This window comes from Solibacillus sp., from assembly GCF_040273735.1.
Classification (GTDB): domain Bacteria; phylum Bacillota; class Bacilli; order Bacillales_A; family Planococcaceae; genus Solibacillus.
The window spans coordinates 111,711-124,609 of sequence record NZ_JBELZM010000008.1 but is presented as its reverse complement, the minus strand read 5'-3'; the positions used below and the strand labels follow the sequence as shown (position 1 = coordinate 124,609).

Genomic DNA, 12,899 nt, shown 5'->3' with positions numbered 1-12,899 from the left:
TTTATTTTATTGATAAATTGACTATTGCTATAATATTGTAGAAATTCAATTATACGGTGGTGAATCTTTATGAAATATGCAATTTTGAGCGACTTACATTCACATTATAAAAATACGAAAAAGGTATTAAACCATATACAGCAAGTAGCGCCCAATGCAGAGATTATTGGCTTAGGAGATTTGTTTGAGTGTAAAATCGGCAAGAAAAAGGCAAAAATGATTCGGCATGCAAAGCTAAAGGATGCAGCGGTAGTTGACGAAAGGTTTATGAGCCTCTTAACATTCCCTTCTATTATCGGGAATCAAGAAGAACGTATTGCCCTCGTAACAGGGGATGAGCGCTTTCTGCAATATGATAGTGCGCTTGTAATTGAACATGCCACTTTAATTCATGGGCACCAAATAGAGTGGGATAAAACATTCAATCCTACCTTCCCGAATATCGAAACGCCATTATTATTTTTTGGACATAGCCATGAAGCTGCGATCTATAAAGATGGGCTGCGACATTCTGTTCCTTACGATATCCCCCTGGCTGTCGGAAAAAAACAATACCAGATTAATGTAGGTCCTGTCGTTGATAATAAAGAATGGTGTTTGTATGACAGCGAGGAAATGACGGTTACATTTATGCAAGCTCAATAGGAAAAGGCTGCCCTGGAGTAAAAACAGGACAGCCTTTTTTAATCTTTCAATATAACGGACTATAAAACATCCGGCAGCTCGGAATCCATGCCGAACTTTTGGCGGAAACCGCATTTTTTACATAGCTCTTCAATCGCTTCACGACGAGAAAAACCATCAACTAAGTTTTGCGCACGATCTGTAGTAATAATGTCACCGAATTTCTGGTCGTGGACATTTCCTAAATTAATGACACCTTCGCCATCTAAACAGCAAGGAACAACAGAGCCGTCTACTAAAATGGCTGCATGTGTACGCAATGCATGACAGAACCCTTTGCCTTCATCCGCTTTTTCAAGCAGGCTCGGCCAGCGGAATTCATGATCTTGATTTAAATAAATGTTTTTTGCTATTTTTACTCCTGAGCCCATTTCTACCCGCTCTTGAATTTCATAGTCCAGCTCATACTCTTTTTCCAGAATTTCAAGTGTTTCACGGTTTCTGCGGTTTGCCAGCTCCGAAACATTATTTCGCTGCAAATTCCAAAGGCGGTAAGAAATAATGACATTATGTTTTCGTACATCCCGCACAAATTCCAAAATATCACTTAAGTACTTTTCACGGTTTTCAGAACCTTCATGTCCATCAAAACTATGAAGCGAAAAGTTTATTTGTCTAAGTGCAGGCTTGCCCAGCAGTTTTTCACGGTTCTTTTTAATCAATGTCCCGTTTGTCGTAATATTTACTTTAAAGCCCTTTTCATGTGCAATATCGAGTAACTGCCCGATGCGAGGATGCAATAAAGGCTCCCCTTTTACATGCAGGTATATATATTTTGTATAGCCGCTAATTTCATCTAAAATATGAGCAAATTGCTCTACCTTTATCAATCCTTTTGCTCGCTCTGTAGGTGGACAAAAGCTGCATGCTAAATTACATACACTTGTAATTTCGATATACACTTTCTTAAAAGTTTTCAACGCTCGTTCACCATTCCTTTTTTTGATCCTAAACAATACTTCTCATTGTAACAAATTTCTTATGTAAAAAGGAAGATGTCTGTTTGTATACTTATGATAATTCACTAAGCAACGCTTTCTTTATTTATAAAAAATAAAAAAGCCTAGAACATGAAAAATTCTAGGCAGTTCTTATTTTTATCCGCGGTACCTTACAGATAGGCCTTTAAGGAATTTACGGGCAAAGTTGTCGCCGCATTCTTTATAATTACGGTGACCCGGTTTACGCATAATGGCACCAAGCTCGCCTTTTGATACGGCAATGCCCCCGTCATCAAGCACATCCAGCATTTCTTCTGTCGTCAGCTGGCACGCCACTTTCAGCTTTTTCAGCATCATGTTGTTAACATGATCCGGCTTTTCCTGCACTGGCGCTGGCTGCCCTTCTTTTTTCGGCATCGGTCCACGCTTATACGTAATCAACCCATTGAAAAATGCTTCCAAATTTTTATGATTCACTTTCATTTGATCATAATCAGCAGGTGCTTCCTCATCTTTTTCTAAAGACTTCGTTAAAATTTTCGGCATATCCTCCGGTGAAACGGTAACGCCGCCTAATTTAAAAATTTCAATCATTTCTCTATTTTTCAAATCCAATGCATAACGTACACGGATTAAAACATCATTATTATCCATAATTGCCTCCATCATGTTTTGCTAACGCCTATTATACCAGACGATAGGGCAGGTTTGTTAGCTGGACTCTTTAAGGGACTCGTTTTTATAAAGGATTGGAAACTGGCTCGTATTTTAATTACGAAAAAAGCCTCGACAAAAAATCGAGGCTACCTTATTTTATATCGTCTGTTTTGGTCTTAACGTATGCTTCAGTACTTTGCCGGATGCATTACGTGGCAGTTGATCGATAAAGTCGACTTCGAATGGAACTTTATATTTTGCAAGCTGTGTCATGCAATAGTCCAGTACATCCTGTTCAATTAGTTGTTGGCCTTCTTTTAATACAATAAATGCCTTTGGAACTTCACCGTACACTTCATGAGGGACCCCTACGACCGCAGCTTCTAAAATCTGAGGCATTTGGTACAGTACCTCTTCCACTTCAATCGGATAAATATTTTCGCCGCCGCGAATAATCATATCCTTTTTGCGGTCTACAATATATAAATAGCCTTCCTCGTCAAAACGGCCTAAATCTCCTGTATACAGCCATCCATCTTGAATCGACTTTGCTGTTTCTTCCGGTGAGCGCAAATATCCCTTCATTACTTGTGGACCTTTCACACAAATTTCACCGACTTCACCTAATGGCACAATGTCACCATTTGTATCACGAAGCTGGATTTCAGTCCGTGCTAACGGTTTACCTACTGAACCGATTTTAAACAGCGCTGCATCATCCAGCAATGAACTCGCAGCAGGTGAATTTTCCGTTTGCCCGTACAAATTCTGCACTTTTACATTCGGGAATGTGTCCTTCAGGCGCTTAACAAGCTCATACGGCATTGGTGCAGCCCCATAGCAGAACAAGCGCAGTTGACTGAAATCATAGGACTGCAGCTCTGGTTTGTTCAGTAAAATCGTATACATTGCCGGTACGCCAAAGAAAATGGTCGCTTTAGTTTCAACTAGATTTTTCAATGTCTGATCTGGTGAAAACGCTTCTTCTATGAGAACTGCTCCTCCTTTATAAATTGTCGGCACCGCAAATACATGGCTGCCTGCACAGTGGAACAAAGGTGTACAAATAAACATGCGGTCCTCATTCGTCATATTCATTGAGTCAGACCAGATTTGCGCTGTCTCCCAAATATTCCGGTGACTGAGCATAACCCCTTTTGGTTTTCCTGTCGTTCCGGATGTATACATAACAACGGACGTGTCCTCAAGCTCTAAGTGCGGCAATGCTGGAGAAGCGCTACTTCCATTAATAATTTCTTCTATTTGTGAAAGTGAAAGAATTTCCTGGAAACCATGTCTCGTAAGATCAATCTTTGCTTGCAGTTTTTCATCATATATTAAAATTTTTGCCTCTGAATGCTTAAATATAAAATCCACTTCAGGAGGAGCCAGCTTTGTATTCACAGGCATTACGGTTAAGCCTGCAAGCTGTACACCATAATAAACGGCCATAAATAAATGGGAGTTGAGCGCAAATTCTGCTACAATATCATCTTTTTGAAAACCCTTCTCAATCAGATAACCGGCAATTTTCCGCGAGTTATTCAGAAGTACTTCATATGACCATACTTCATTTTCAAATTGAATAGCCGTTGCATTTGGAGTCTCCAGAGCTTGGTCAACTAATGCCTGTAAAACTGTCATTTAAAATCCCCCTTAATATATAAATATCTTAATATTCTAAATTTTAGCAACTTTAAGCTACTTAATGCAATATTTTCTATCCGTTTATTTTTTAAGCAACTAATGAAAATTTTATAATCAGCGAATGGTATACGTTTATTTTGGATAAGCTAGTTGTCAAATAAAGCTAATACATCCATTTTATTTGAACATAAAAACAATCGGAGTGGACAAATTAATGATGAAGATTCAAAAGGATAGCAAAAGCAATCAAGCGCCTTTTACTTCACAATTGCTAAATCAAAGAGGAGGAGAACTATGCCAGCTTTAGAGGTGAAATGTACTGTATCAGATTGTTTTTTCCATGCAAAAGGAAATTATTGTGGGGCCGAAAAAATAGAAATTGATATGGAAAGTATGACCAACAAAAAAGAGCGGACGGAATTTGCTTCTGATTTTGATTTGCAAGCCCCTAAACAAAAAGAAGCCAAGTCTTCCAGCGACACTTGCTGCAAAACATTTATTTGTAAAAAAGATGCAGAAAAGCGTCACTAAGTAATTTTGAAGAAGCTGTCTAGAAAGTGTACACCACTTATTTAGACAGCTTTCTTTTTATAAACGATTTAATGCGGACCGTTGCCACCTAACTGCCCACTACCAGGCACTTCATTAACCTTGTAAGTACGGCTGTCGACTTCCAGATTTTCCGTTAAAGGGCGAAGCGGCATTTCATCAGTTGTCTTCACTTCCTGTTCCTTGGCAAGTATAGCAAGCGTTTCATTATACGAAAGGCCGGAAGCTGCATTCAAACGCTTTACTTCATTAACATCTGTTCCTGCTTCTGTGAAATTTTTTTCGTTCATTCATCCACCTCCTCAACTATTAGGATGTGCGGTGAACAATTGTTTATGTAACTATTAGTTATTCAAATCTATAATGTTTCCGTGACATGCACTTCTTTGTATAATATTATCCCAATTAAACCGACTAAAGAAAAAAGAACCGGAATAATGAAGCCATAGAAATAACCGTATTGTACATTTATTGAACTTGCCTGAACATAGTCCAATATTGCACCTAAAAAAATCGGCAGTAACACAGCACTTAAAAAGCCTCCTGTATTGGCAAATCCCGATACAATGCCGGACTCTGTCATTGGGAATGACTGCCTTACAGCAGCAAATGTCAATGCGCTGGCTCCATAACCGAAGCCGATAACGAAGAAGAGAACTATGACCCCGATTAAGGATGGATACCCTTGAAATAAAAGAAACATAAACCAGCTTGTAAAAACAATCGATTGCACCGCTATATAGGGTTTTTTAATCGATTCATACATACTCGCAATCCAGCTCATAAATGGTGCACCAATAATTGCACCAACTAGACCAACCATAATTAACTGACTTGCTTGTGACCGGTTCATTTCATAAAGATCCATTCCGTACGGCACAGCCCATGAACTGATAAAACCGACATATCCACCCACTACTCCAAAATGGCATAAAAATAAAGCCCATGCTTGCCGGCTGGAAAAGACTCTTTTTAAGATACCAGCTGTTTTTTCGCGTTGGACGGGCTCTGTTACTACAGGCGTAATTTGCGGAAAAGCCTTTTCTGCTCGTTTTATTAGTACCATATAAAGAAGTATGCCGCATAAGCTTACAAGGAGACCTAATGAGAAAAATGCCCATCTCCATCCAAGGAGTCCAATCCAAGCCGAAAATGGAACAGTCGCCAACAAGAACCCTAAACTGCCTGTCATCCCGGCAAAACCGACTAAACGAACAAATTCCTTCTTATAAAACCATTGGCCTAATATGAGCATCATATTAACCCAAATCGTCGCATCCCCTATTCCGGTAAAAATACGCGATATAAATAATACCGATTCATGTGTCCCGACACTGTATAGAACAGTTCCTACCCCGGCAAGGACCGCACCAAAAATAAGAAAGAAATTTGGACCAAAGCGATCAGCCAAAATTCCCATTGGTATTTGCAAACTTGTATAAACAAAAAATTGAACTCCTGTTATTAACCCGATTGTCGTGGCCGTAATATTAAAGTCGTGCATCAGCTGATCGGTAATTAATCCAGGCGCTGTCCGTTGGCTGGCCATCAATAAATACGTAAGCAATACCGAAACAAATACTACCCATCTGTACTTACTATTTTGCTTTTCCAATGATCACTACTCCCATAAAAGTTTTTCTTTAAACATTTGAATTTTTTATTTATGAATTCTTTTTCCTTAAACACATTAAAGTACTTTGCCTCTTATCTTTTCAAGCCAACACTTTCATAAAGTTATATACCCTACATATAAATAACAGTATGCAGGGTTAGTTGCATATTGTAATTTAAGAAAAAAAACGATGAAGGAAGTGAAACTATTCTTCAAATTGGTCCAATGCCTGTTAGTACTGTTCGATTAGATTGTGGGCCGAATCAATTGGTATATTATCCTCATGTTACTTACAAGTGGGATCATTTATGGGAAAACGAGATGAATGAGGCGATTAAGGAGCAAGTACAAAAGCAAATTGCACAGCAAGTTGGTGAAATGCCAACAACAGTAGAAGAAATGCTGGGGCTATATGAAATAAAAAATAATCAGCGGCAAGTATTAAGCTTGAGCCTTTCCAATTATACGTACCATGAAAAGGCAGCACACGGAATGACGACAATTGAATCACTGACATTTGATATAGAAAAAAAGAAGCTATGTACACTTAAAGATTTATTTAAACCGGGCAGCAATTATGTCAGAAGACTTTCTGCTCTTGTCGATATTCAAATACAGGAGCGGGACCTTCCTACATTAGGTGATTTTCGGGGTATAAGTCCAGATCAGGATTTCTATATTGCGGATAAAACACTCGTTATTTATTTTCAATTATATGAGATTACTCCATATGTTGTAGGTCTGCCAATGTTTCCGATTTCTGTTTTTGATTTGGCTGATATTATCGATGAATCCGGTCCTCTTGGCAGATTGGCAACTAACGGTTAATGTTAATTAAAAATGTACTATACTTTTACATTCAAAATATAGTACATTTTTTCAATTTAGTTAATGGTCATCAATATGCGGTGGCTGCACGGGATGGGCATCGTTAATAACACGAATCGGACGCATCATATCATGATCTTCATGCTCAAGAAAATGACAGTGCCACATATAATCCCCTGTATGTTCTTTCCAGTGCATAATAATTTTCGTTACTTTTCCAATGTCCGCTTTTACAGTATCCTTCCAACCTCTTTCATAATCTCTCGGTTTTTCCGGCTCACCTGTATACACTAATTTTCCTTCCGAAACATATAGATCTACATTAAACGGTCTACGCTCCAATATTTTGAATTGTACTAAATGGAGATGGATCGGATGATGTACTGGTGTCGTATTTATAAAGTTCCAAATCTCTATACTATCTAACGAAGGCTTTTCTGTTGCGGGATCATGGTACATTTTATTATCCAGCATGAGCATAAGCCTGCCATAACGGTCTAAAGAAGATGTTAAAGGCAGATTACGAATGGTATGTGCATGATGCTCGTGTAAATCCATCGCTGGTTCCAGCAATGTAGGTATTTGGCTTGTATCTTCCCGCTTTAGAGGCAAGTTCACATTGAATTTCATAATGACATTCGTATGCTCATCTGCAAACTCCCCATCATCATTCATCAGAAAAATTTCTTCATTCGCAAATTTACTAAAATCAATAATTACATCTATACGCTCAGCAGGATTTAATTCAGCTGTGATGATTTCCGTTGTCGCAGCTAAAAATCCGCCATCTGTTCCAATCTGGCTCATTACTTCTTCATTGGAAAGACGTAGTTTGTAACTTCTACGGTTTGAGCCATTTAATATTCGGAAGCGATATTTTCTCGGCTCAACATTTAAATACGGCCATACTTTCCCATTTACAATAACTGTATTTCCGACATAGCCTAACGTAACAGTCGGATCCGGCAGTGGAAGCTGGTCAGGTACAGGTAGAGGGAATGGCGGATCAAGTTTTGTTGGATAAAAAATAGAACCATCTTCATTAAAGGAGCGATCCTGAATGAGCAATGGTATTTCGTAATTTCCCTTTGGCAGTTGTAATCGCTCCTCCAAAGAATCACGAAGCAAATAAAACCCCGCCAACCCTGCCACAACATTTAATCTTGTAAGTGCCATCGCATGGTCGTGATACCACATAGTCGTACCCGGCTGGTGGTTCGTATATGCATGCACTTCCTGTTTGAATAGTGGTCCTGTAGCAGCATAATTTTTTGTATACCATGCCTCAGGGTGCCCGTCACTTGCAGAAGCGACATTCGCCCCATGTAAATGAACCACTGTTCGAACTTCAGCAGAATTGTTTACTCCATGCAGACTGTAATCTACCGGCAAAAAATGTTTATCGGGAAGTTTATTTAAGTATTTCACATAAGTCGTAACATCTTTTTTTGCTTCAATTGTTGGACCAGGAACGATTCCGTCATAGCCCCACACCTCCGTATAAGGAAAGTTTTTATGAAATCGATGCCTTGCTTTAAGCATCTGGATTTCATAATAGGAATTAGGTGGATAGTTATGATTTGGTTTAGACCTTGCAACTCGCGGTATTACTAGTTTATCTTCAAATTTTGATATCGTAGCAGGGTCTGCTGGGTTCACGGGCTGATCATTAATTTTCAAATTGTCCCATCCTTCATTGTTATTACTCTATTTTATTCTTTATATAATTAGGCGTTCCACATTATTTGCAAACCCAACATTTCTCCAAGTTTCCAGGACAGCAAACATACTGCTGCGAGTGATTTAATTTGTTAGTGCAACAGTTTAGATAATGAAAAGCGCTACAATCGTTGTCACAATTAAACCGATAATTACCGGTACAAGATTTCTTCTTGCAAGCTCAAATGGGCTAACATTACAAATGGCTGCTGCAGGAATAAGCGCCCATGGAACAAGTGTACCGCCCCCCACCCAAATAGCCGCAATTTGACCAAGAGCAGTCAATGTAGCCGTTCCTTCTCCGATTGCAGTTCCAAATAAATTTCCGAGTGACCCTACTAAAGAAATTCCTGAAAAGCCGGATCCGTCCAGTCCTGTAATTGCCCCAACACCTGTCAATGTCACAACTGCAATTTCCGTTGTTAATGGTACAAGCGCCGCCAGTCCCATACCAAGGTCATTTACAATACCGTGTGATGTTTCAGGCAGATGGTTACCGAGAATTGTAAGGAAACCCGCGTCCCCTAAGTAGAAAAACGCCGCAATCGGGATGACCGGTCCAAATACTTTAAACCCGAACTGGAATCCTTTAATAAAGTAGCTCGTCGTTTGGTCGAGCCCTTTCTTCTTATAAGCAATAACACAAAGTATCAACAGTATAAATACAGAAGTCCCACCTATCAGCGCTGTTGCGTCTCCCCCCTGAAGATCAAAAATAGCCATTGCAACAACATCCAGTACAAAGGCAACCGGAATTAATAGAGCGAAGAATTTTTTCTGGGTCATCGATAATAGATTTTCCGTTTGCTCCAGTTCTTGCTCCGTACTATTATCATAGGTGCCCACTAAAGGAATAGTGCCGCGCTTCATATCTCGTTTCAAAAAGTAAAATGCTACAACTGTTGTCACAACCCCCATCGTTATGACAAGAGGGATACTTGCCGTCACAACATCTCCTACTGGAAGTCCGGCAGCATCAGCCGTTAATTTCGGTGCACCTTGAATAATAAAATCACTGGATAACGCAATCCCGTGACCGAATAAGTTCATCGCCATAGCAACACCTAATGCCGGCAACCCCGCCCGTATTGCTACAGGCAATAAAACAGCTCCGAGAAGCGCTACTGCAGGAGATGGCCAGAAAAACCAGGAAATAATCATCATTAATATCCCGATTGTCCAAAATCCTAGTGTCGGATTTTTAATGATTTTTGTAAAAGGTGCAATCATTACTTCATTGATTCCCGTTTTAGTTAGTACCCGACTCATAGCAACGATAATTGAGATAATTAAAATAGTAGATAAAAGTTCGGTAATTGCATAAATAAAGCTATTAAATACACCGCCTATCGACGCTACAAAATCCCCTGTTGCGACAAGAGCAATAACAAAAATCCCCACAATACTAATTAATGTTGTATCCAGGCGCCTCACCATAAAGATAATGATCAGCATGATAAAAACAACATAGATCCAGTGGAGAACTGTTATCTCAATACCCATACTCTAACCTCTTTTCCTTTTTTACTTAGCATATGGAGAAAAAAGAAAGGTTGTGAGCGCCTAGTACCAATATATATATTTTAACCTTTCATGGTATTCGCCTAGATTCTATAAAACGGGAGGCAATGCTAGTAAGGCATTTTTAAAAAGTAACTTCATCGGGCAATTGTGTTTAATTAATGGTGGAAAAGAGACATATTGATTACATACGATAAAAATAGAGGTGTGTTTATGGCGATTTGTCCGTTGTGCAATGCATTAGAAAAAGTCAGCAAAGATTGCCCTTCTTGCAACAGTCCCCTGCAGGATGGAGGAAAGGTAGCCGATTATTCGGATCCATATGGACATTATAATGATGAAAATACCGTTAAGCTTGGAGATGGCTACCCTAATACCGCTAAAGATGAGATTTGTCCGCATTTACTTGTTTGCAAAGAGTGCAGCTTTGAGCAGGTCCTGTTTATACAGGAACAGTAAAAAACATGTCCGAAATAAAGTTTCGGACATGCCGTAATCAGAATCATCAATAAATATATCCAAAATTAAAACTACACCAAGACCGACAATCGATGTCGTGAATAGTAGAAGACCCCATGTTTTAAATGTATCTTTGATCGATAAGTTAAAGTACTCTTTAAATAGCCAGAACGATGCATCGTTAACATGCGTAATTGTATTACTGCCCGCCGCTGTTGCCAAAACCATCAGCACCGGATTGACATCAAATGTATGGATTAACGGTCCTACAATACCTGCAGCTGTAATCGCCGACACAACTCCTGTACCCGTAGCAATACGGATAACCGCTGTAATCAACCATGCCATAATTAATGGGTTAATGGACGTGTTTTGCATCACACCTGCAATGAGATCACCGATGCCTGTATCTAAAATGATCTGTTTAAATGCACCACCAGAACCGACAATAAAGATAATCATCGCAATACCTTCTATCGCACCCGAGAAAGAATTCATTACTTCCTTCATAGTACGGCCAAGGCGGATACCGAATACATAAATCGCAATTAGTACTGCCAAAATCATACTAATTTCACCACTACCTAAAAAGTTAATACATTGACCAATAGCCGAGTCTTTATCGAAAATCATATTGTAAATCGTGGCACCTGTAATAATAATCGCCGGTAATAACGGAATTAATAAACTAATTTCAAACCCCGGTGCATCATCCAGATTTACTTCTTCAGATTTTTTCAATAAGGGAGGTATTGGCAAATCCAGATTCTTTAAAACACGCGAAAGAATAATCCCCGCTGCAATAATTGCCGATGATAGCTGGATTTTCAGCTTGTAAAAGTACCTCTCCAAACACTTGACACGCAAGGAATGTCCCTGTGAAATTTAAAGAAAATACATCAGAAAAACCATTTTCCTGAAGGTCAAAAAATGAAAGTCCTGTAGAATTTTCCTCATAATACTCTTTTTCTGTAATCGCATCCGGGTGATTACCGCCTGCATCGTTAATTAAAAAATCAATACGTCCAAAATGCTTAAGAATTTGCTCTTTTGCTACAAGTAAAGAATCTTTGTTAAGTACATCAGCAGTGATTGCCACAGCTGTACTACCTGCTGCAACGATTTCTTCACTAACTGAAAGGTGTTAATACGCTTTTTTAGGTTTTAATTTTATTTTTTATTTTCTAAGAAACAAATTTTCGGGGTAGTGACTCAAAATCTCCTTACTTTATTCATATCATTAATAAACCCATTTTGTTTTTACTAACATATACTGTTACGATGACAAATTTAAATATCGTTTTAGTGTGCTAAACCTTCAAATTCTACCTGTCAATTGCATTTAATGGACTTATAAATAAAGAAAGGAGAGAACGAATGATTGTAGACGGGGTTTTTTCAGGCGGAGGTATTAAAGGTTTTGCATATGTAGGGGCTATTCAGGCGCTCGAGGTAAAAGGCGTCAAATTCGAGCGTGTAGCCGGTACGAGTGCCGGTGCCATATTAGCCACTTTTATCGCTGCAGGTTTTAACACTAAAGAACTTGAGGAGATTTTTGATGAACTGAATTTAAAGGTTTTACTCGATCCTCCGAAATTCATAATCGAGCTTCCATTTTTAAAATGGCTTAATTTATATAAAAGGATGGGTTTGTACCGCGGTAAATCCCTGGAAAACTGGTTTCTCGAAAAACTGGCGACAAAAGGCATCTACACATTCGGAGATTTACCAAAAGGTAAATTAAAACTAGTAGCTTCTGATTTAACGAACGGCAAGATTATTGTTCTCCCCGATGATTTGCAACAATATAATATCGATCCAAATAATTTTCCGGTCTCCCGCGCATTACGTATGAGTTGCGGTCTTCCATTTTTCTTTGAGCCTGTCTATCTAAAAAACGGGAAAAGGGAGTCTGTAATTGTAGATGGTGGCGTTTTGAGTAACTTTCCAATGTGGATTTACGATAATGGAAATAGAGAGCGGCCCGTTCTTGGTATGAAACTCAGTAGTTCAAGCGAAGATATGAAGCCTCATGATATTAATAATGGGATTCAACTTTTTGAAGCGTTATTTAGTACAATGCAAAATGCACATGACAATCGTTATATTTCCCGAAGACACGAGAAAAATATTATCTTTATACCGGTTGAAGAATATAGTGCAACCCAATTTGATTTAGATGAGGCGACTAAAAATAAATTGATGGGCATCGGAAAAGAGCGGACAGTTCAATTTTTAAAAACCTGGTCTCCGGTATGGTAAAAATCATCAATAAAAAA

At 38.9% G+C, this 12,899-nt stretch carries 12 protein-coding genes and 1 pseudogene; 4 read left to right on the top strand and 9 right to left on the bottom strand.

Translation table 11 applies throughout. The annotated features are described in order from the left end of the window. The first annotated feature begins 69 nt into the window (after window positions 1–69). Complete coding sequence (locus ABS917_RS10040) at window positions 70–645, top strand: metallophosphoesterase family protein (RefSeq protein ID WP_350478841.1); 576 nt, start codon at window positions 70–72, stop codon at window positions 643–645. Window positions 646–704: 59 nt separating this feature from the next. On the opposite strand, the gene ABS917_RS10035 is transcribed toward ABS917_RS10040, so the two are convergent. The 3 genes from ABS917_RS10035 to ABS917_RS10025 form a co-directional block, all read right to left on the bottom strand. Continuing rightward, window positions 705–1,604, bottom strand: a complete 900-nt coding sequence (locus tag ABS917_RS10035; RefSeq protein WP_087617439.1) for a radical SAM/SPASM domain-containing protein — start codon at window positions 1,602–1,604, stop codon at window positions 705–707. A gap of 177 nt (window positions 1,605–1,781) precedes the next feature. Next, window positions 1,782–2,279 carry a YehS family protein gene (locus ABS917_RS10030; protein WP_350478840.1) on the bottom strand — a complete coding sequence of 166 codons (498 nt, stop codon included), beginning with the start codon at window positions 2,277–2,279 and terminating at the stop codon, window positions 1,782–1,784. A 159-nt stretch (window positions 2,280–2,438) separates the two neighbouring features. Further along, on the bottom strand, window positions 2,439–3,926 hold the full coding sequence (locus tag ABS917_RS10025; protein WP_350478839.1) for a class I adenylate-forming enzyme family protein: 1,488 nt from the start codon (window positions 3,924–3,926) through the stop codon (window positions 2,439–2,441). 297 nt (window positions 3,927–4,223) lie between these two features. On the opposite strand from ABS917_RS10025, the gene ABS917_RS10020 reads away from it, so the two are divergent. After that, window positions 4,224–4,460, top strand: a complete 237-nt coding sequence (locus ABS917_RS10020; RefSeq protein WP_350478838.1) for a DUF1540 domain-containing protein — start codon at window positions 4,224–4,226, stop codon at window positions 4,458–4,460. Window positions 4,461–4,528: 68 nt separating this feature from the next. On the opposite strand, the gene ABS917_RS10015 is transcribed toward ABS917_RS10020, so the two are convergent. Next, window positions 4,529–4,768 carry a hypothetical protein gene (locus ABS917_RS10015; protein WP_251690834.1) on the bottom strand — a complete coding sequence of 80 codons (240 nt, stop codon included), beginning with the start codon at window positions 4,766–4,768 and terminating at the stop codon, window positions 4,529–4,531. Window positions 4,769–4,836: 68 nt separating this feature from the next. Beyond that, the gene (locus ABS917_RS10010; RefSeq protein WP_350478837.1) at window positions 4,837–6,093 is read right to left on the bottom strand and encodes an MFS transporter; all 1,257 of its coding nucleotides are present in this window, start codon (window positions 6,091–6,093) and stop codon (window positions 4,837–4,839) included. 267 nt (window positions 6,094–6,360) lie between these two features. Between ABS917_RS10010 and ABS917_RS10005 the strand changes: the two genes are divergently transcribed. After that, window positions 6,361–6,921 carry a DUF3298 and DUF4163 domain-containing protein gene (locus tag ABS917_RS10005; protein ID WP_350478836.1) on the top strand — a complete coding sequence of 187 codons (561 nt, stop codon included), beginning with the start codon at window positions 6,361–6,363 and terminating at the stop codon, window positions 6,919–6,921. Between the two features lie 60 nt (window positions 6,922–6,981). Here the strand turns inward: ABS917_RS10005 and ABS917_RS10000 are convergent, their stop codons facing one another. The 4 genes and pseudogenes from ABS917_RS10000 to ABS917_RS09985 form a co-directional block, all read right to left on the bottom strand. Beyond that, window positions 6,982–8,601 carry a multicopper oxidase family protein gene (locus tag ABS917_RS10000; RefSeq protein WP_350478835.1) on the bottom strand — a complete coding sequence of 540 codons (1,620 nt, stop codon included), beginning with the start codon at window positions 8,599–8,601 and terminating at the stop codon, window positions 6,982–6,984. A 144-nt stretch (window positions 8,602–8,745) separates the two neighbouring features. Continuing rightward, window positions 8,746–10,143, bottom strand: a complete 1,398-nt coding sequence (locus ABS917_RS09995; RefSeq protein ID WP_350478834.1) for a hypothetical protein — start codon at window positions 10,141–10,143, stop codon at window positions 8,746–8,748. 420 nt (window positions 10,144–10,563) lie between these two features. Next, entirely contained in the window at window positions 10,564–11,472 is a 909-nt protein-coding gene (locus ABS917_RS09990; protein ID WP_350478833.1) for a GntT/GntP/DsdX family permease, read from the bottom strand. Continuing rightward, window positions 11,432–11,746: pseudogene (locus tag ABS917_RS09985) on the bottom strand (SDR family NAD(P)-dependent oxidoreductase); the annotation flags it as partial. The gene ABS917_RS09990 and the pseudogene ABS917_RS09985, both read right to left, overlap by 41 nt. A 251-nt stretch (window positions 11,747–11,997) precedes the next feature. On the opposite strand from ABS917_RS09985, the gene ABS917_RS09980 reads away from it, so the two are divergent. Then, window positions 11,998–12,882, top strand: coding sequence for a patatin-like phospholipase family protein (locus ABS917_RS09980; protein ID WP_350478832.1), 885 nt, complete (start codon window positions 11,998–12,000; stop codon window positions 12,880–12,882). The last annotated feature ends 17 nt before the right edge of the window (window positions 12,883–12,899 follow it).

What these genes read in the sequence shown, in the direction of transcription:
- ABS917_RS10040 (WP_350478841.1), top strand. Translation starts at nt 70, where the DNA reads ATGAAATATGCAATTTTGAGCGACTTACATTCACATTATAAAAATACG.
- ABS917_RS10030 (WP_350478840.1), bottom strand. Translation starts at nt 2,279, where the DNA reads ATGGATAATAATGATGTTTTAATCCGTGTACGTTATGCATTGGATTTG.
- ABS917_RS10025 (WP_350478839.1), bottom strand. Translation starts at nt 3,926, where the DNA reads ATGACAGTTTTACAGGCATTAGTTGACCAAGCTCTGGAGACTCCAAAT.
- ABS917_RS10020 (WP_350478838.1), top strand. Translation starts at nt 4,224, where the DNA reads ATGCCAGCTTTAGAGGTGAAATGTACTGTATCAGATTGTTTTTTCCAT.
- ABS917_RS10015 (WP_251690834.1), bottom strand. Translation starts at nt 4,768, where the DNA reads ATGAACGAAAAAAATTTCACAGAAGCAGGAACAGATGTTAATGAAGTA.
- ABS917_RS09995 (WP_350478834.1), bottom strand. Translation starts at nt 10,143, where the DNA reads ATGGGTATTGAGATAACAGTTCTCCACTGGATCTATGTTGTTTTTATC.
- ABS917_RS09980 (WP_350478832.1), top strand. Translation starts at nt 11,998, where the DNA reads ATGATTGTAGACGGGGTTTTTTCAGGCGGAGGTATTAAAGGTTTTGCA.